15 protein-coding genes are annotated in these 20743 nt (G+C 46.1%); 8 read left to right on the top strand and 7 right to left on the bottom strand.

Going from position 1 to position 20743, the window contains the following annotated elements; translation table 11 throughout:
• Positions 1-80 precede the first annotated feature (80 nt).
• On the bottom strand, positions 81-686 hold the full coding sequence (locus AC1RJL_RS07095) for a DUF2214 domain-containing protein (RefSeq protein ID WP_492912349.1): 606 nt from the start codon (positions 684-686) through the stop codon (positions 81-83).
• 539 nt (positions 687-1225) lie between these two features.
• Between AC1RJL_RS07095 and AC1RJL_RS07090 the strand changes: the two genes are divergently transcribed.
• From AC1RJL_RS07090 to AC1RJL_RS07065, 6 genes are all read left to right on the top strand, one after another.
• Entirely contained in the window at positions 1226-1405 is a 180-nt protein-coding gene (locus tag AC1RJL_RS07090) for a hypothetical protein (protein WP_492912347.1), read from the top strand.
• 722 nt (positions 1406-2127) lie between these two features.
• Complete coding sequence (locus tag AC1RJL_RS07085; RefSeq protein WP_492912345.1) at positions 2128-4233, top strand: glycoside hydrolase family 6 protein; 2106 nt, start codon at positions 2128-2130, stop codon at positions 4231-4233.
• A 385-nt stretch (positions 4234-4618) separates the two neighbouring features.
• Positions 4619-6463 carry an endo-1,4-beta-xylanase gene (locus AC1RJL_RS07080; RefSeq protein ID WP_492912343.1) on the top strand — a complete coding sequence of 615 codons (1845 nt, stop codon included), beginning with the start codon at positions 4619-4621 and terminating at the stop codon, positions 6461-6463.
• Positions 6464-6665: 202 nt separating this feature from the next.
• Entirely contained in the window at positions 6666-6911 is a 246-nt protein-coding gene (locus tag AC1RJL_RS07075; protein WP_492912341.1) for a TIGR02647 family protein, read from the top strand.
• Positions 6912-7055: 144 nt separating this feature from the next.
• A complete protein-coding gene (locus tag AC1RJL_RS07070; protein WP_492912339.1) occupies positions 7056-8045 on the top strand; it encodes a DUF4380 domain-containing protein in 990 nt (329 codons plus the stop codon).
• A gap of 540 nt (positions 8046-8585) precedes the next feature.
• Positions 8586-10541, top strand: a complete 1956-nt coding sequence (locus AC1RJL_RS07065; RefSeq protein WP_492912337.1) for a cellulase family glycosylhydrolase — start codon at positions 8586-8588, stop codon at positions 10539-10541.
• A 98-nt stretch (positions 10542-10639) separates the two neighbouring features.
• Here AC1RJL_RS07065 and AC1RJL_RS07060 read toward each other — a convergent pair whose 3' ends face one another.
• Positions 10640-10849, bottom strand: a complete 210-nt coding sequence (locus tag AC1RJL_RS07060) for a DUF2934 domain-containing protein (protein WP_492912335.1) — start codon at positions 10847-10849, stop codon at positions 10640-10642.
• Between the two features lie 559 nt (positions 10850-11408).
• Here AC1RJL_RS07060 and AC1RJL_RS07055 point away from each other — a divergent pair.
• Entirely contained in the window at positions 11409-12206 is a 798-nt protein-coding gene (locus AC1RJL_RS07055; RefSeq protein WP_492912333.1) for an EcsC family protein, read from the top strand.
• A gap of 119 nt (positions 12207-12325) precedes the next feature.
• Here AC1RJL_RS07055 and AC1RJL_RS07050 read toward each other — a convergent pair whose 3' ends face one another.
• The 4 genes from AC1RJL_RS07050 to AC1RJL_RS07035 all read right to left on the bottom strand — a co-directional run bounded on the left by AC1RJL_RS07050 (position 12326) and on the right by AC1RJL_RS07035 (position 18148).
• Positions 12326-13735 carry a DHA2 family efflux MFS transporter permease subunit gene (locus AC1RJL_RS07050; protein ID WP_492912331.1) on the bottom strand — a complete coding sequence of 470 codons (1410 nt, stop codon included), beginning with the start codon at positions 13733-13735 and terminating at the stop codon, positions 12326-12328.
• Positions 13736-13930: 195 nt separating this feature from the next.
• A complete protein-coding gene (locus AC1RJL_RS07045) occupies positions 13931-14572 on the bottom strand; it encodes a flavin reductase family protein (RefSeq protein WP_492913447.1) in 642 nt (213 codons plus the stop codon).
• Entirely contained in the window at positions 14551-16947 is a 2397-nt protein-coding gene (locus AC1RJL_RS07040; RefSeq protein ID WP_492912329.1) for a phosphoketolase family protein, read from the bottom strand. The genes AC1RJL_RS07045 and AC1RJL_RS07040 overlap by 22 nt, the downstream gene beginning before the upstream one ends.
• Positions 16928-18148, bottom strand: a complete 1221-nt coding sequence (locus AC1RJL_RS07035; protein ID WP_492912327.1) for an acetate/propionate family kinase — start codon at positions 18146-18148, stop codon at positions 16928-16930. Before AC1RJL_RS07035 ends, AC1RJL_RS07040 begins: the two co-directional genes overlap by 20 nt.
• A gap of 518 nt (positions 18149-18666) precedes the next feature.
• On the opposite strand from AC1RJL_RS07035, the gene treA reads away from it, so the two are divergent.
• A complete protein-coding gene (gene treA / locus AC1RJL_RS07030; RefSeq protein WP_492912325.1) occupies positions 18667-20181 on the top strand; it encodes an alpha,alpha-trehalase TreA in 1515 nt (504 codons plus the stop codon).
• A 102-nt stretch (positions 20182-20283) separates the two neighbouring features.
• On the opposite strand, the gene AC1RJL_RS07025 is transcribed toward treA, so the two are convergent.
• Positions 20284-20673 carry a hypothetical protein gene (locus AC1RJL_RS07025; protein WP_492912323.1) on the bottom strand — a complete coding sequence of 130 codons (390 nt, stop codon included), beginning with the start codon at positions 20671-20673 and terminating at the stop codon, positions 20284-20286.
• Positions 20674-20743 lie beyond the last annotated feature (70 nt).

Here is a 20743-nt window from a genome sequence, read left to right as displayed (position 1 = left end):
TACAGTCAGGTCGTGTGGCAAAGCGATTACAACGCTGTCATTGCGACCAAAGGCTCGATACGTAAAATATCGAGCCGGGTTTAATCAAACTTGCGGGAGGCGTTTAACCGGATTTGCTCGGTGAGTGTCGGTGGTTCCGGCTCTGCGCGGCGCATAGCGCGCAGCACTTCACCCGCCACTATGAAGGCGGCGATCAACAGACCTGAGTAAATAAACATGACGAAGCTGTAATCCACGGTGTAATTCCAGGGACGGGCAATACCGAGATAACAGGCGAATAACCATGAAACGGAAGAAAGGGCACCTGTCAGCACGACGAGAATTTGTTCGAATGTCGGCAGCCCGAGCAGCCCTTTACGCGAAGTAACACGCGGAAAACTGAAGTAGTGGAGGGCAATCCCATTGAGCGTGAGTAGGGATACAACCGTAAACTTGGCCCACAATTTTTCATTCATCAGGTATTGCTGCGGGTTTTCCAGATAGCCGAGCAGCACCAGGGCCAGGCCGGAAATCCACAATACAACTAATGCAATAAACATAATTTCAGCAGATTTGGTGAGATCCCTGATGGCTGTTGCCGACAGGGCACTACCTTTGGTTTTGGCGAGTGCCAAGTCCTGGATAAGCAAAATACCAACGGCCACACAAGCAGCCAAGAGATGTGCATAAACAATCAACGTCTTCATAGTCGTCCGCGCCTTTGTTGTTGTTTTCAGTCAGGTTATTGTTATTACATTGTTATATTTTGTGATTTATGATTGCGCTAACAAATTGTCAATAAAGGCTTCGGAGGAAAAATTAATAACGAATTTTTACGACCGGAAAATTTCTTTAAAAACGCTCGCGCGCAAATTAATTTCTACTGGAAGGTGAAGCAGAAAAGTGCATAACTCTCGCGAATTGAGCACCTGTTTCCCTCGTTCTTATCACGGTTTTTATAATATTGGCGTCTTAATTATCCGTTTGACGCTATGTGCTAATAACTAAAAATGGCTACTTAACGGTGGATCTATTTTTATGTTTATTATTCCACATTACAGCAAATTGACAGCGCGATCAATTCACAAAAACAAGAAAACTCATCTCATTTTTGACTAAATTAAAAAATAAATCGCCTAAAGCAGATTTTTTATTCATAGGTAAAATTCACATCAAATAAATGTATCAGCAACGAGCTGCGGCCCTGCTTAATGTCCGATTTTCTAACAATTATTGATTTGCACAATTGTTGCCACTGCTTGATGCCGCTGAGCTGATCGAATTAATGACGGAGTTGGCAACTGGGCTTGCTGCCGAACTCGCCATCGAACTTGCAATAAATGAATTTACGCTTGAGGCGGTAGCGCACGCAGAAACCATTCCAAACGCTGCCGGTTGGGTAGTGCAAGTGTGGCAGAGGCTTTGAAGATGGCACCCTTATCTGTACTTATATAGAAGGTACTTCCAGAGAGTCTGGAACGTGGATGGGTTAACACGATCCGCTTCTGGTTCCCGATGCGGGCCTTTCCTGGGGGAACCTTGCCACCAGCTGCCGCCAGCATTCGTAGTAATAACGATGCCCTCGGTCACGTTGGTGGCGAAGAGGCGAATCATGAGGCAGGCTTTTGCTCATATATCCTCAATAAGCAAAATTTGTCACTTAAATGTTAGCGCAATCTTGCATTGACACTATTTGTGGTATACAAGTGCGCAATGAGAGTTTATTCGCAGATAGTAGAGCGCAAAATAATAAATAATAGCGTTAGGGTCATGAAGGAGTAATTCTGTTTGCCAATACACTCCTTATTATTTTATCCGCGAATTTCACTAATAAAAATCATAATTAATGGTGCAATCTATTGGTTTATTAAAGGATTATAGTGTTTTTATTCACGATAAGTTAAGTCGCAATCTTTAGGTTTTTCATTCTAAAAATATCATTTTTACTGTGTTTGATGAGCTTGCCCGGCTTGCTTACTTCCAATAATTAAGATTGCGCTAACAAATCTATTGATGGATCGATAATGTCACAGACAAATTCGTGGCAGCCTTACCGGAATGTAGGGATAAATCAGCGTCGGTGGTCACTGGCGCGAAATAATAACGAGGCTTCTACAGCCTTCCTCACTGGAATCCAGGAGAACTTGAATGACAACTCCCCTAAGAAAAACGTATGGCTTGGCGGCATTGCTAAGCTTTGGTCTGGCCGCAGCCAGCCAGGGTGCTGCCGCTAGTTGTGTCTATAAAATCAGCAATGAATGGAATACCGGTCTCACCGGTGAAATCGTGATTACCAACAGCAGCACAGCAGCAGTGAATGGCTGGACTGTAGGTTGGCAATACGCTACCAACCGCGTCACCAGCTCATGGAACGCAAATTTCAGCGGTAGCAACCCTTATACCGCATCAAACCTCGGTTGGAATGGTGCTTTGCAACCAGGCCAAAGCGTTAGTTTTGGCTTCCAGGTTGATAAGCGTGGCGGCACCGCAGAGGTTCCAGCACTGACTGGCAGTATCTGCTCGGGTACGTCGGTTAGTTCAGCAGCACCTTCCAGCGTGCCAACCACCAGTTCCTCTCGTTCAAGCAGCTCTGCACCTGTGATTGGCAGTTCCAGCTCCAGCGTGATCAACAATGGCGGCCAACAATGCAATTGGTACGGTACTCTCTACCCACTGTGTGTGACTACGCAAAGTGGATGGGGCTGGGAAAACAACAAGAGTTGTATTGCTCGTTCAACCTGCTTGAATGTGGTCGGCGGTTCGTCCAGCATAGCGCCGTCATCAAGCAGTGCTCCAACAACCTCGAGCAGTGTTCCATCTACTACCTCGCGTTCAAGCAGTTCGGTTGTTACAACAACCAGCTCAAGCTCCAGCGTGATTTCACGTTCCAGTTCCAGCGTTACGACGACGTCAAGCGCTGTACCAAGCAGCTCTTCTGTTGCACCGAGTTCACGTTCAAGCAGTTCTGTATCGTCCAACAATTCCAGCCGTATGGATAACCCCTTCGTTGATGCGCGCTGGTACATAGATCCCATCTGGTCCGCTAAAGCACAAGCTGAAACCAATGGTTCAAAAATCGCCGGTTACAACACCGCTGTATGGATGGACCGTATCGGCGCTATCGCACCGGCAGATGGCAGTTTTGGTTTGCGTGATCACCTGGACGCGGCATTGGCACAAAATGCAAATGTAATCCAGATCGTTGTATATGACCTGCCGAATCGCGACTGCCATGCTCTGGCTTCTAACGGTGAATTGGCACAAGGTCCGGAAGGTACTGCCCGTTACCGCACTGAATATGTCGATGCAATTGCGGCAATTTTTGGTGATAGCAAATACAGAAGCTTGCGAATCATTGCAATCATTGAGCCTGATTCATTGCCAAACCTGGTGACCAATTTGAGCGATCCGGAATGTCAACTGGCGACAGATGCCACTCACGGTTACGTAGCCAATACCCGTTACACCTTGAGCAAGCTGTACACCATTCCTAACGTTTACTCTTACGTTGATATCGGCCACTCAGGCTGGTTGGGTTGGACTGATAACTTCGGTAAAGCGGTAACATTGATCGGCGATGCAATCAAAGGCGCAACCGGTGGCGTTAACACTATTGCCGGTTTCGTATCCAATACCTCTGGTTACACGCCGTTGTACGAGCCATTCCTTGATTCCCTCGCTAACAGCGCTTTCCCTGGTAGTGGCGGTGGTACCCAAACCCGTCAAGCGAAATTCTATGAATGGAATCCGCATTTCAGTGAAGTTGCTTTCGTTCAAGCATGGCGTACTGCAATGATCTCTGCCGGTTTCCCCAGCACTATCGGTATGTTGGTAGATACCGGCCGTAATGGTTGGGGTGGTCCAAACCGTCCAACTGCGCAATCAACCAGCACTGTGTTGGATACCTTTGTTGATCAATCACGTCTTGACCGTCGTAGCCACCGTGGAAACTGGTGTAACCAAAGTGGCGGTATTGGTGAGCGTCCACGCGTAGCACCTGTTGCCGGTATCGACGCCTACGTTTGGGTGAAACCACCGGGTGAGTCAGATGGTGCTGCATCGCTTGCGTTGTCTTATGACCCACAAGATCCGGCAAAAGGTTTCGACCGCATGTGCGACCCAACCTACAACTACAACCCGGGCAGTGGTTCTAACGTCGATACCGGTGCGCTGCCAAATGCTCCGGTAGCTGGCCGTTGGTTCAAAGAAGGTTTCCAGATATTGCTGAACAATGCTTACCCACCGTTGCAATAAGCGGGTTAAGCACATCGAGTGAGAGTGAGCATGGACAGGCATTTGGAGAGATGCCCCGGTCAAGGACGACTTTTTCCCCAATGGATTCAGGCGGGCGGGACGGTTTAATTACAGCTCCCGACTGCTTGCCGGATTCCAGGTGTTATCCCTGAAAACAACTGTGAATTTCCGACCTGCATCGCGTGCGAGGTCGGTTTTTTCATGATCCCCATACGTTACTTTAGATTATTTTTGCCGGTTTATTTTTTTTAGGTGATTCGCCAAAAATAATTTCAGCAATGAATTTACGTTTAACCAGGTCAACACTCAGGACTTGCTCGATTCATGGAGTGAATCGCCCATAACAATAATTTATCTTTTCACTACTACAGCAGGGGATACGACCATGCAATCTGCGTTTATGAAAAAAACGCTGGGTGTGGCGACTATGTTGGCGGCAAGTTTTTTCGCGCAACATTCTTTCGCACAATCAGCAAATTGTAGTTACAACATTAGCAACGAATGGAATACCGGTGCGACCGGTGAAATCACCATTACCAATACCAGTATTGCAGTGATCAATGGTTGGAACATTGGTTGGCAATATACGACGAACCGTCTTTCGAGTTCATGGAATGCAAATGTCAGCGGAAGTAATCCTTACGTTGCATCCAATCTCGGTTGGAATGGCACTATCCAGCCGGGGCAAAGTGTTTCGTTCGGTTTTCAGGTTGATAAACGCGGTGGAAGTGCCGAGCGTCCTACCGTAACCGGCAGTATTTGTGGTGCGAGTACGTCATCAACACCTGCGTCTTCTTCTGTGCCTGCTAGCAGTGCGAGAAGTTCTTCGTCTGTCATTACGGTAAGCAGTAGTGTGAGCAGCAGAAGTTCTGTGGTGTCGAGTGCAATTGCATCGAGTGTGTCAGGTAGTCAGCAATGCAATTGGTACGGCACGCTTTATCCGTTGTGTGCCACAACGCAAAGCGGTTGGGGTTATGAAAATAACAAAAGTTGTATTTCGCGTGCGACGTGTACGGGCCAGCCTGCACCTTATGGGGTAGTGGGAGGGAGTTCAAGTATTGCTTCCAGTATTGCACCCGCTAGCTCAAGTGCCCCTTCGAGTGTTACACGATCAAGTTCGAGCGCGTTATCCAGTGTTGTTGCTTCACGCTCAAGTATTGCGTCCAGCATTGCGCTTGGCAGTTCAAGTATTCGCTCATCGTCGAGTGTCGCAAGCAGTGCAAATGGTTTGAGTTTAAAAGCGCTCGCTGATTTCCCGATAGGTGTTGCTGTGCGCGCCGGTTCGGAAGCCAATAGCATTTTGAGCAGCAGCCAACAGCGATCTGTTTTGTTCCAGCATTTTGATCAATTGACTGCTGAAAATATTATGAAGATGAGCTACGTGCATCCGAGCGAAACAACATTCAGTTTTGCCGATGCCGATGCGCTCGTTGATTTTGCCCGCCAAAATGGTATCAGCGTTCACGCGCATGCATTGATTTGGCATGAGGATTATCAAGTACCGAATTTCATGAAAAGTTATTCCGGTGATTTTCCTGCTATGTTGAAAACACATGTGCAAACAATTGCCGCACATTTCTCCGGTAAGGTAGCTAGCTGGGATGTAGTAAATGAAGCTATCGCTGAAAATGGTGATGGTAATGCTGTTAACGGTTTCCGCAATTCCGTGTTCTATCAAAAAATGGGTGTTAATTTTATTGACCAGGCATTTATTTGGGCCAATGAAGCCGACCCCGTTGCCGATCTTTATTACAACGATTTCAACACAGAAACCAACGATGAAAAAACAACGCGCATGCTTGCTCTGGTCGATGGGTTAAAAGCACGCGGTGTCCCCATCGATGGTGTGGGCTTCCAAATGCACGTGCTACCGGATTGGCCAAGTATCGCTAATATCGAAGCGTCATTCCGCGCAGTTGTGCAGCGTGGATTGAAAGTAAAAATTACCGAACTCGATGTGCGTATCAACAATAAATACAACTCGTCAGCACCGGTGTACACGAGCTTGACAGCGGCAGCTGCTGCCGCGCAAAGCGAACGCTACCGCCAAATTGTAGCAGCGTATTTGCGTACGGTTCCCGCTGCACAACGTGGTGGTATTACAGTCTGGGGTATGTGGGATGCACAAAGCTGGTTTGCCCAAGATCCGGATTGGCCGTTGTTGTTTGACAATAATTTCCAACCCAAACCTGCGTTGCAAGGATTTGCGAATGGTTTGACAGGGCAGTAAATCAAAATAAAACAACACCTGCCCTAAAAAAATCCCGCCTATATTGGCGGGATTTTTTGCCTGTGATTGATCAGTTTTGCGGAAAAGGTTAATCGAACCTCTGCTTTCAGGTAAATTTTCTTCTATTTCAGTGAAAAATTTGGCGATATGCACTGGCTATGCTATTTATAACGGAATGACCGAATAATAACGGAGACCCATCATGCCAATATCCCCTGAATTAGTTACCGAAATGCAAGTACTGCGCATGTTTGATACCAGTACCAACCAATCCGGGTTAAAGGTCCATTCGGATGCTTCTGCAGAGATTATTGCCGCTACCCGTCGTCTTTTCGAAAAACAATTAACAACCCAGGTGGATGGCGGTTACCTGACTCCGTTAGGTTATGAATCCTCGGTACATTTACAGCAATTATTGCAAATATTGAATTCAAAACCGTTGCTGTAACCAGCCGATTACTAATACCAACACAATAACGATATATATCCAGCGTAGATATTACGGCACACCACAAAAAAACCTACAAAAATATTCTGTGAGAGAGCAAACATGCCCACTAACTGTCTCTTTTTGCCAAGGGTTGTTTTGCTTATGTTTTTATTTTCCCCATTGTTTGTGCAAGCGGAAGTAGCACGTATTTCGCTGAATAATGGCACAGTCGCGCTTGACATTACGCCGGATATTGGCGGCCGCGTGTTATCCGCATGTCTCGTCGGTCAACCGAATTTTTTGCGTATTGGTGCTGCTGTTGTTAGCGATCCGCATCCGTCCGTAACACCCGAGTCAAATAATATCAGCTACTTTGGGCATGAAACCTGGGTTGGCCCGCAGAGCCAATGGTGGCTTCACCAGCGATTAAACGATGAACGCCGCGAGGCAAAAGCAGTTTGGCCGCCCGATCCGTTTTTAATTCTTGCTAAAAATACAGTGCAGGAAAAAAGCGGGCAGAAAATAGTGTTGCAAAGTCCGAGCAGTCCTGTCTCGGGTGTGATAATGCAGAAAACATTTTCGTTCGTTGATGGCAAACCTAACCAAATCCGATTGGATGTGCGTGCGCAAAATATTCGCGATTCAAATATCGCTTGGGATATTTGGTTTAATTCCCGTGTACCCCATACCACTCATGTGTATGTTCCTGTCGCCAGTATGAATGATGTTCGTATCGAACATTTTACCGATGCAACCTACGGCCCATTGGAGCACAGCTTTAATGACGGAATTTTTGCACTGAAAAATCATTCATCAGCTACCCATCATGGACGTAAGGGAAAAGTGTTTATCCAACCCAGCCAAGGTTGGATGGCCGCATTTAGCGGCCAACAATTATTGATCATCCAATTTGCTTTGCAACCCAAAAGTGCGATTCATCCGGAGCAGGGGCAAATTGAACTCTATCAGGAGTTTTTAAATTCCAGCCTTGATGACGGCCTGTTGGAACTGGAAGTTCATGCACCCTATAAAACGCTTAAGTCACGTGAATCTATGGCTGCAACAGAAATATGGACTCTCTTACCTTATACCGGCGAACACACACCTGTGGCTCACACAGCATTTTTACGTGAACTTGCTATTGGCAACTGATATCACTGTAATAAAAACCGATGCTTGAAGCGGAAAATGTAGTTGCAACACACAATCTGCATAAGTCTTTATCCAGTGAATAAATAAGCCATTTATTTTTCATCTATAAACAAAATTCTATTTGTGAATTCCTTCGCATAATAAATCTTATGTCGTCAAAAGCGTTGGTTCTTATCGTTGTTGATGTCTTATCAATCTCATTAATCAGTAGTATGTAGTTCTGCTGACTATTTTGATCGCAGAGTGTTTGAGCGATCCTTCTTTCTCGAAAATCTTGTATAGCGACCGCTGTATCTAGTCCAAGGCAGATCCTCTCGTCCGTGGGCGATGTTTTCCCTGTGTCGAGTCAATAACAAATAACAACAGGAAAACTACCTGATGAATATCTCGCCGCTCAAAATCCGGATAATTTTTATTAAAAGTTTGAGTAGTTGTATTCACCCTTACACGTGAGTCATGCAAGAGACTCACGTTTTTCGCCATTCGGAGCTCGCAATTTTTCGCTCTGAAAATTCACAATAACGATAGGAGAAATACCTGATGAATATTTCGCAGCTCAAAAAACTCGCGGCGGCGGCGCTGCTTGGCGCAAGCCTGTTTGCATCGCAAAGTTCGCTCGCGCTAAGCTCTGTTGCCCCGATTGCTAACTGCAAATATGTAGTGAATAACTCTTGGGGCAGCGGCGCAACCGCCAGTATAGAAATTACCAATATGAGATCAACGGTAATCAACGGTTGGAGTGTAAATTTGACTTATGGCAGTAACAGGATTACCGGCAGTTGGAATGCGATCGTTAGTGGTAGCAACCCCTACAGTGCTTCCAATTTAAGTTGGAACGCGAGCATCCAACCGGGCCAAACTGTTTCATTCGGTGTGCAGGTTAGTAGTGATGGTTCCATTGAAATACCGATTGTGTCTGGGGCAACTTGTACTGTAAGTGTTGCTAATTCATCTGTAGCAACCAGTAGATCTACTTCTTCTTCAACTGTTCCTTCAAGTCATTCATCTTCATCGAGTCTTGTACCTTTATCCAGCAGTTCGTCCAGCAGTGTGGTTTCATCCAGTTCTTCGCAGGTCTGCAACAACAGTAGCGCGCAATGTAATTGGTACGGTACGCTTTATCCTGTTTGCACAAGCACGCAAAGTGGTTGGGGTTATGAGAACAATAAAAGTTGTATTTCACGTTCCACTTGTACAACGCAGCCGTCACCATACGGTGTAGTGGGCGGCGCATCTTGTCCGGTATCAAGCTCTTCAATGAGTTCGGGTTCGAGCAGTCGTGCACCGTCCAGTTCTTCAGGTTCATCATCATCGCTGTATTGTCCGCAAGGAAATAGTTGGCCTGATTGTCCGTGGACGACCTGGAGTCCGGAATATTGCGCATTGTATGGCCCACCGAGTTGCAGAAGTTCTTCCAGTGCCAGCTCGCGCTCTTCAAGTTCGACTAGCTCAGTAAGTTCAGGTGGTGTTAACAGCGTGGAATTAACCAAGCGTATGGGAATTGGTTGGAACGTTGGTAATTCATTGGATGCAATCGGCGGTGAAACAAACTGGGGCAATCCATTAATTACCCAACAATTAATTAACTCGGTAAAAGCAGCAGGATTCAAAACGATTCGCTTGCCTGTGGCCTGGAGTAAATTTTCTAATGAATCAAATTTTACCATCCAAAGTGCCTGGATGGATCGTGTTGAGCAAGTAGTCAATTACGCACTCAATGCTGATATGTATGTCGTAATGAACATCCACTGGGATGGCGGTTGGATGCAGCCCACTAATGCACAACAGGCGTACGTGAACAACCGGTTGAAAATTATGTGGACGCAAATCGCCACGCGTTTTGCCAACTACGATGATCGTTTGTTATTTGCAGGCACTAATGAAGTCATGGTGGATGGTGATTACGGCACCCCAACCGCTGAATATTACACAGTGCAAAATAGTTTTAACCAAACTTTTGTAACCACTGTGCGTGCAACAGGCGGTAAAAATGCGACGCGGCATTTGGTAGTGCAGGGCTTCAATACCAATATTGACCACACTGTAAACTTCGCAAAAATCCCGACTGATACTGTAAGCAATCGTTTAATGATGGAAGTGCATTACTACGATCCCTATAACTTCACGCTTAACACCAGCAGCAATATCACCCAATGGGGCTCAATCGCCACCAACCCAAGTGCAACTGAAACCTGGGCCAACGAATCCTATACCGATGCACAATTCCAAAAAATGAAAGTGAATTTTGTGGATAAAGGAATTGGTGTCATTCTCGGCGAATACGGCGTGGTGTCGCGCACTAACATTGCTGATCACGAAACTTATCGCAATTACTGGAATGAATACATCACTAAATCTGCTTATACCCGCGGTCTGGTTCCGGTGTATTGGGATAATGGCTTTGGCGGCAACGGTGGTATGGCCTTATTCGATCGCGCCTCCGGCGCCCAGCTGTATCCAAACCTGATTCAGGCGATTGTGAAGGCGGATGATTGATACTGTGACCTAAGTCTTTTATTCAAGTAATGGTAAATAGTCCCCCCAAGTGGGGGACTATTTTGGGGTCTGAAAATTATAAGGAGTTATAAAAATACTCATGTCTGATCAGGCTGTTCCGGTTCAGTCGAGCCTTTGGTCTCAGAGGGATCAATCGATTTCTGTGGTGATTGCTGATCGGTTCTATTTGCTTCTTCAACTACTTCTACAGCGTGTTGCCAATACGCTGTAGCTTTTCCTTCCGGTTTTCCATCTGCTTCCCACAATTGGTAAGCCAATTCACGAATACGCTCTTCGTTACTGCTCATAAAGCACCTCATCGGTTAAATAAATTGTTATATGCCAGATGCCGGCTTAATTGGTCGGTGTGATGTACCTCATAAGCGAGTTTTTTGTTTTTTCCTTTCGCGCACAAACATGGATCCTGCCAGGCCAATTCCCGGCAGCACAAGTGAACTGGATTCGGGTACAAATACGGGTGTAATCGTCCAGTTACCAAAATTGCTAGCACTATTGATTATGATCTTTCCGTAAAACAGTGAATGAAAATCGGGCAGGGAATATTCATTGCCAATAGTGGTATCGGTAGATACCTTCGCATCTTTAATTGTGATTTTCAGTATATAAGAGATGATGTGGATAGAATGCCTGCATTGGTTGATAAAGCATCGAGATTTGCATTGCGAGAGTTTAGTAGCCACATAAGCTAAGGGTATCGGACCAAAGCTGATACAGAGAGCTGTTAACCTGCAAGCCCTCCATAAGTGAGTAAAAGGTGTTGATCTTGATAAATAAACGTCGTATTGCGTGAACTAAAGCAACTAGTCATAACCAAATAAATATGGCTTATATAGCGGGAGAACTTATATGCAATCAAGCCTTTCGGAACAGGATAAAAGAGAACTCCAGGTTGCAAAAAATCTGTTGGAGAATCCTGGCGTCGCTGCAAAGGTTACTAATTTTATTGGCACTCCTATAGAGAAAGGGCTTGCCTTATTACCCGATAGTTGGAATAAAAATATTGGTGAAGTGACACAGGCGGCTTTACTTAAAGCATCACAAGCAGCCATTTTTACTATGAAAGATATTCCAGGTGAAGAATCATCCAATATTTGGCACAAACTTGGTGTGGCTGTCAGTGGCGGTGTTGGAGGGTTTTTCGGAATTGCCGCATTGACCATAGAATTGCCCATATCTACTTCAATAATGTTACGTTCAATTGCAGACGTTGCGAGGAGCGAAGGCGAATCAATTTCCGCTATGGAAACGAAACTGGCGTGTTTGGAAGTTTTTGCTCTCGGTGGCAATAGCGAGTCTGACGATAGTACGGATAGCGGCTATTATGCAGTGAGGGCCACATTAGCGAGATCGCTAGCGGCAGCGTCAGAATTTATGGTGGGGAATTCTTTAGCGGGCGAGGGAGCCCCCATGTTAGTTAAATTTATTGCAACTGTTGCCCAACGTTTTGGAATTCAAGTCACTGAAAAAGCTGCAGCTCAAGCCATACCTGCCATAGGGGCCGCCGGTGGGGCGATAATTAACACGATATTCATAGATCATTTCCAAGACATGGCAAGAGGCCATTTCATAATAAGAAAACTTGAAAGGAAACATGGTAAAGAATTAATTGAAAGCCTATATATGCAGCTTCCTAAGCTTGGCTAAGATATTTTAGTGTCTCCAATGCGCAGCTGAAAAACTTTAAATATCATTCGATTTTTCTACTAAAAAATATCCAGGCATGGCTTGTTAAATTATAAATGGCATAGTTACCTACATCCCGCTTAATCAGCTTGATCAACACCGCGACTTACATTGTCGCCATCGTTTTTGCGTAGCGACCAAAAAGACAGTGATGACACGATAGTTAAGCCACCAAGCGTCAGGAACGCATGGTGCAGTGCACTCGCGACGGCTAAGCGATTTGATTGCGGAAGATCACCGAGGTACAACGCGGCAATGATGGAGGCGAATGCCAGCCCAAAGCTGATGGATAACTGTTGCAGTGAGCTGGCAATAGTACTGGCCATGCTGGCTTCTTCTGCTGATACGTCGGCATACGCCATTGAATTCATGCTGGAATATTGCAATGAATTGAAAAAGCCCTGCGCCAGGCTAATCGCTACAATCCATGCGATGGCTGTTGTGCTATCGACTGCGGCAAACAGCATGATGGTGAAGCCGATCATCAGGGTGTTGACGATCAACACAGTACGATAACCGAATTGTTTTAGCACTCGGATCGAAATTACTTTCATAAACATTGCCGCTGCGGCAGCGGGCATCAATAATAAACCGGATTGCCAGGCGGGGAATCCCAAGCCGATTTGATAAAACAACGGCAACAAAAACGGCATGCCGCCGAGCCCGAGTCGGGTGATAAAACCGCCGGCCACCGCGACACGAAATGTTCTGGTCCTGAACAGGGAAAGTTGCAGCAGGGGATGAATATGGTGGCGGGCATGCCAGCCATAAGCTGCAAGCAAGGCCAGCGACAAGCTCACCAAAATACCTGTCGAGGTCGCATCCAAATAATGTTCGCCGAAAATTTCGAGCACCCACGACAGTAGCGCTATACCGCAACCAAAAAGGACGAAGCCAATAATATCTACCGGGGGTGTATTCGCGGAGCGGTAGTCGGGCATGTGACGGCGGATCATCCATAATGCAGCGAGACCGACAGGTACATTGACCAGAAAAATAGCTTGCCACGGCAACCAGTGCACAATTAATCCACCGATGGTTGGTCCCAAAAGTGGTCCTATTAGCGCGGGAATGATGACGAAGTTCATCGCGGCTAACAATTCTGATTTGGGGAACGTCCGCACTATGGCGAGTCGCCCTACGGGCAGCATCATCGCCGCACCAATGCCTTGAAGGATACGCGCAGCGACCAGCATCGGTGCATTCAATGCCAGCCCGCAGAGAATCGAGGAGATGGTGAATATTCCGACAGCCGCACCAAATACACGGCGGGTACCAAAACGATCTGCCATCCAGCCACTAATCGGAATGCAAACTGCAAGGCTCAATACATAACTGCTAACGACTGCCTTCAGGCTTAATGGAGTCACCTCCAGACTGGCTGCGATAGCCGGTATTGCGGTATTCAGGATGGTCGCATTCAAATGCTCCATGAATAGCGCAATTGCCACGACCCAGGGCAGATATCGTTTTACCGTCGAATTTTCCATTAACTCAAATGTCCGGCGTTAAGAATAGGAAGGAATTCTAACGCGGCCTGGTTACCTCGGCAGTTTGATTTCGCACAAAGCGATGAACAGCTACTGGCTTACATAAATGGATTTTGACGGGGTACAAAAAATTCGTTCAGCGGGAATACCTGCCTGCTCGCTTTTCCTGCGATGGTTGCCAATGCCTTGATGTTGCTACAGCATTGCAGGAATAAATAATGAGCGTCGACTTATGTGTTTTCCGGACACCATAAATTTCCCATCACCGATGTAATGCAACGTCTCAATATTTTTGGGTGACTTGGCAACATGGGCTTTAACGACTTCAAAGATAAAAAAATTGTATTTCTTAACCAGCGCGGAATCATACAGTCGGCATTCGAAATTTGCGTGGCATTCCCTTATAAGGGGTGCATTAACTTGCGTCGCTTTTTCTGCAGTTAATCCAAATTCAGAAAATTTATCTATCTCTGCGCCGGAGGTGTTGCCGATTTTTACTACGACATCAATTAACGCTGCAGTTGGCAGATTGATTACACATTCTTTGCTTTTGCGAATAAACTCAAAACTGTGATTGGCAACTGAAATCATGCAGCCGATGAGCGAGGGTGAAAATTCCATAACGGTGTGCCATCCCATCGTCATAATATTGGTTTTGCCTTGCCACATGGATGACACTAATACGATGGGGCCCGGCTCTAAAAAGTGGCGGATATTGCCAACAGGGAAATCTTTTTTGCCGGGTTTAATATTCATTGTGACACTCCTTATTTCTTCTTTGTTAAAAGAGTAAGCGTGCTCAGCACTGGTAATCGTTAAGGTTTCTCGCCTGTCCATTTCCACTGCCGAATTTCCGGCAAGTCCTCTCCATGCTCTTCAATATAGCGTTTATGTTGCATGAGTTTGCGGTTAACAAAATCCGCTACCCAGGGTTTTCTTTTGGATAGTTTGGCTACGCGTTCTACAACGTTTTTCATAATATGAAAGCGATCAAGTTGATTGAGCACGGTCATATCGAAAGGGGTAGTAGTGGTGCCTTCTTCTTTGAAACCGTGTACATGCAGGTTTTTATTATTGGTGCGCTTGTAAGTAAGTTTATGAATCAATGTCGGATAGCCGTGGTAAGCAAAAATAATCGGTTTATCTTTGGTGAACAGATGATCAAAATCCTTATTGCTTAGGCCGTGCGGATGCTCGCCAGCAGATTGGATTTTCATCAGATCAACAACATTGACGAAACGGATTTTTAATTCAGGGAAGTGCGCCCATAGCAACTGTACGGCTGCAAGTGCTTCCAGTGTGGCGACATCGCCAGCACTGGCGATAACTACATCCGGCTCGCTATTGGAACAATTACTTGCCCATTCCCACTCACCAATACCGGCGGCGCAATGTCGGGCAGCGGCTTCAATATCCAGCCATTGCGGTTCCTTATGTTTGCCGGCGATCACTACATTGATTTTGTTGTAACTCTTCAGGCAATGCTCGGTAATCCATAACAGGGTATTTGCGTCCGGTGGTAAATAGACACGTACGATTTCAGCTTTTTTATTGACAACATGATCAATAAAACCGGGATCCTGATGGCTGCTGCCGTTGTGATCTTGCCGCCATACATGTGATGACAATAAATAATTAAGCGAAGCAACCGGTTTGCGCCAGGCAATATGGTTTGCAGTTTTCAGCCATTTCGCATGTTGGTTAACCATTGAGTCGACAATATGGATAAACGCTTCATAGCATGAATAAAATCCGTGTCGGCCTGTCAGCAAATAACCTTCAAACCATCCCTGACATTGATGCTCACTGAGCACTTCCATAACGCGACCGTCGACATCCAGTTTATCGTCGTCATCGCATCGTTCCGCAACCCAGGTGCGTCCCGTTGCATCAAGTGCATCTTGCCAACGGTTGGAATTATTTTCGTCCGGACTGAATAAACGAAAGTTTTTATTGCGACTATTTTTCTTCAATACATCGCGCAGGAACTTGCCCATTACTGTGGTGGATTCTGCATCCACAGAGCCGGGTTCAAAAATGTTAATAGCGTAATCGCGGGGATTGGGAAGCTCCAACTCCTTAAGCAGCAAGCCGCCGTTTGTGTGCGGATTGGCTCCCATCCGGCGATTGCCTTGCGGAGCAAGTTCGGCAAGCTCGTTGCGCAACTTGCCGGATTCATCAAACAGCGTTTGCGGTTTATAACTTTGCAGCCATTGCTCAAGCACGACGATGTGGTTGTGTTCCTCCATATGATCGAGAGGTACTTGATGGGCGCGAAACGAACCTTCGGTTTTCTTGCCGTCAATTTCTTCCGGGCAAGTCCAGCCTTTGGGAGAGCGTAAAATAATCATCGGCCAGTGTGGCCGCTGCGTATCATTATTGTTTCTTGCGTTATTTTGGATGTGTTTTATTTCGGCGATAACCTTATCCAATGTTGCCGCCATTTGCTGGTGCATTGTCAGTGGATCATCACCTTCGACGAAATAAGGCGAGTAACCATAGCCGTTAAAAAGCGCCTCCAGTTCCGAATGCGGAATGCGCGCTAATATGGTTGGGCTGGCGATTTTAAAACCGTTGAGGTGCAGTATGGGCAGCACCGCACCATCGCGCGCAGGATTTAAAAATTTATTGGAATGCCAGCTGGTCGCCAATGGGCCGGTTTCCGCTTCGCCATCACCGATAACACAGGCAACAATCAGATCCGGATTATCAAACGCGGCACCGTAAGCATGCGATAGCGCATAACCGAGTTCGCCACCTTCGTGAATTGAGCCGGGTGTTTCGGGCGCTGCGTGGCTGGGAATTCCGCCAGGAAAAGAGAATTGTTTAAACAGACGTTGCATGCCAGCTTCATTCTGCGGGATTCTGGGGTAGAGTTCGCTATAAGTCCCTTCCAGATAGGTGTTCGCAACCAGTGCCGGCCCGCCGTGGCCCGGACCCGCGATAAAAATCATATTGAGATCGGATTGTTTGATGACACGATTCAAATGTACGTAGATAAAATTAAGGCCCGGTGTTGTTCCCCAATGGCCCAGCAACCTTGGCTTAATGTGTTCGAGTTGAAGAGGCTGTTTGAGTAGCGGGTTGGCGTAGAGGTAAATTTGTCCAACGGATAAATAATTTGCAGCGTTCCAATAGTTATTTATTTTAATCAGTAGGTCGTGATCCAGTGGTTCAGGTGCAGGATTCTTTTCAGCGTTGAGATCGTTCATGATGTAGTCCTTTGTGCTGATCTAAAAATGTAGCAACATTGTTAGCGATGACGAGTTCTTCATCGGTCTTGATGACACGCACGGTAACCTGGCTATTGGGAGCGGAGATAATGAGGTTATTGGTTTGGTTTCTCTCCGGATCGATAGCCACCCCGATAAAGTTCAGGTTTTCACAAATGCGTGCGCGAACCTCTGATAAATTTTCGCCAATACCACCGCTAAAAATAAGTGTGTCAACGCCACCCAGCGCGCCGGCGAGTGAGCAGATCCATTTTCGGGTCTGGTAGCAAAAATAGTCAATCGCCTCAGCTGCATGGCTATCGTTTGGTACTTGCGCAAGTAATTCATTGATATTTTCGCTGGAGCCGGAGATGCCTTTTAATCCGGATTCATGGTTAACCATGTCGTGGAATTGTTTTACTTTCATTCCTTCCAATTGTTTCAGCTGCAATACCAAACCTGGATCAATATCGCCGGAGCGCGAACTCATGGGAAGGCCGGAGCAAGGCGTTAGACTCATGCTGGTGTCGACACTTTTTCCGTTATTAACTGCGGTGATGCTGGCGCCGCTGCCGAGGTGCGCGAGTATCACTTTGCTACGTGCCGCTTCAGTGCCTGCTAATTCACGCAAAGTATTCATTAAATATTGGCAAGATAAACCATGAAAGCCATAGCGCCTTATTCCCAGATCAAAATAACGTCGTGGAATGGGAAGGCGTTGGGCGATGTCGGGCATGTCGCGGTGGAAAACAGTATCAAAACAGGCGACTTGCGGAATGTCCGGAAATAACTTGCCGGTGAGTTCGGCGAGCAATATTTCTTCAGGCAAGTGATCGGGATCAAGTGAGCTTAAACGGCGCAGTTCCGCCAGCATATCGTTATCAATAAATTGCGGATCGAAGTAATTTTTGCCGCCGTGTACAACCCGGTGGCCAATGGCCGCGATTTTATGGCTCTTGCCAAATTGCTTTAGCCAGTCCATCACCGTATTCGTGGCATCTGCATAATTTTTTGTGGCGATGGATTTAATTGATGCTTCACTATCCTCTGCCTTAATGGAGAATTGCCCTTTGGTAGAGCCAATGCCTTCCAGTTTGCCAGTCAGGATTTTGCGTAAGTAGTTTCCGGATTCAAATACCGCAAACTTAATACTGGAGGAACCGCCATTCACCACCAATATCAACTGTTTCGCTAATCCCATACATTACCTTTTTTGATAAAACGTTAGTGTAGAGAGAATTTTTTCGAATGAGAATTGACTCTAATCATAAGTGACTTATTGTTGTCGCTTTGTTAGCTACCTAACTTAGCCATCCATTAATAATGTAACCGCTTTCTCATTTTCTTAACCAATGTATGCAAACGCACCGAATGAGCGAGCTGCGGAAGCGAATACTGCTTTTCATAAACGTGGTGTGCATCGGGCGGTGGTAAATGAGTGCGATGATTTGGTGCCCGAACCGGTTGGTGTGCGCAGCGATTTTTTAAGTAAAGACGGTGACGCATATGATCGGCTGATTGGCTTATCCTCGATAGTAAAGGTGCGTTACTGGTGGCAGATGATGTGGGCAATCTCATTTGGCGAGTCAGTGCTATTGTGCCTTAGTCGAATATGGCGTGTGTATGAAAATTAAATTCATCTGCTCTGTGTGCCTTGCTATGCAAATACTTTGTGTTGGTTGTACCCCTTCGACGGGATTGAATTCAGAAGGGCCAATCATGAATACCGATACGCGCTCAGTGAATTTGGCGAGTCCGGATGAGCGCTTCGGGGATTTATTTGTCGCTGTGCAAATGGCGGGAATATTCAGCGATTCAAAAACCTTTGTAGATGCAATTCCGCTTTATTCCGATGCAGAAATCCTGGCAAGTTATGAGTATCGTAAAAACCAACCGGGTTTTACGTTAAAGGATTTTGTTGCTGACAATTTTATTGCTCCGCTTGATACCGCTTCCAACTTTACTACTGATCCATCCAAAACCGCTGTTGAACACATGGATATCCTCTGGGATGTACTCGTACGCCAACCCGGCGCGGTGGTAGATACCGGCACATTGATTCCGATGCCCAAACCCTATGTAGTTCCCGGCGGTCGTTTCCGCGAGATTTATTATTGGGATAGTTATTTTACTATGTTAGGTTTGCAGGCATCCGGTCGGTGGGATTTGATTGAAAATATGGTCGAAAATTTTTCCTATTTGATCGATACGCTTGGTTTTATTCCCAATGGTAATCGCACCTATTATTTAACCCGCTCGCAACCGCCATTTTATTCGCTGATGGTGAAATTGCTGGAGAGCGAGCAGGGTAAAGGCACTTTGCAAAAATATACCGCGCAATTGCAGAAAGAGTACGATTTCTGGATGGATGGTGCCGCAACCCTGACGCATGAAACTCCCACACACAGACGCGTCGTTTTATTACCTGATGGTGCGATTATGAATCGCTACTGGGACGACCAGGCAACACCGCGCCCCGAGTCCTACATTGAAGATATTGAGTTGGTAAGAGCGCATCGAATTCCAATAGAGCGATATCGCGATATTCGCGCGGCTGCAGAATCCGGTTGGGATTTTAGTGGCCGCTGGTTTAAAGACCATGCGAAAATGACCACAATCCATACCACAGAAATTATTCCGGTAGATCTCAATGCGTTGTTATATCACCATGAAAAAGTATTGGCCGAAGCTTATCAACAAGCGGGTAACACGCAGCTAAATAAAAAATACACCGAGCTGGCAGAAAAAAGAAAACAGGCATTGCAACGCTACATGTGGGATGAACGCGACGGTTTTTTTCACGACTATGATTTTATGGCAAAACGGACAACCAATAACCAAACTCTCGCGGCTATGTTCCCACTGTATTTTAATATGGCAGGACAGGAACAAGCGGAGCGTGTTGCCAACAGGATTCAAAGCGAATTTCTAAAGCCAGGTGGCGTGACGACAAGCTTAAATGATACCCATCAACAATGGGATGCCCCGAATGGCTGGGCACCTCTTCAATGGATAACGATCAAGGGGTTACAAAATTACCAGCAATATGCGCTGGCAGATATTATCCGGCAGTGTTGGGTCGGCTTGAACCTGCGCGTGTACAAAAGCACAGGAAAAATGGTGGAAAAGTACAACGTCTATGATAGCGAACTTGAGGCTGGGGGAGGGGAGTACCCGGTTCAGGATGGCTTTGGCTGGACGAATGGCGTGCTATTAAAGCTACTTAAAAAATAAGATAGTTAATTTACTCACTAAAAAAAGCAGGCGATTTAAACGTCGCCTGCTTGTTTAAGCTAATCCAACAATAAAAATGAACAAGCAAACGTCATTAGAATTCTAGTTTTTTGCTGTCGATTTTTTATGATCTAATGGATCGACCCGTGCTAATTCGGCCTCATCCAATCCACCGCCTCCGCCAATTTCATTTTCGTTGACAATAGTCAGCGTTTTATCAATTGGCGTGATACTACCCTGCTCACGTTCGCGCGGAGAGCGCGCACCATCTTCTACTATTAATGTCTCATTGGTCAGGTCATCGTTAGTCGGGCCTTGGCCGGGTTGAGATGCCTCTGTGAGTCCCGCATTACGAGCTTCACGATCATATCCTTGTGCACTGCGTGGATCTTCAAGGTTTGGCGTAGGTTGGTCATTATCAAAATTCAATTCATCCGCTTCTGCTGGACGATCCGCCGGGTTTATTGCTATTGCTTCAGGGTGTTGGTTCATAATGTATCCTCCAAATAAGTCCTTCTCTGTTGGCAATTTCTGGTGGAAATAATTCCATTTTTTTATGCAG

Source organism: Cellvibrio sp. GW822-FHT04B05 (genome assembly GCF_058800985.1).
Note: the sequence above shows the minus strand (reverse complement) of the source record. Positions and strands in the feature narration are given on the sequence as shown.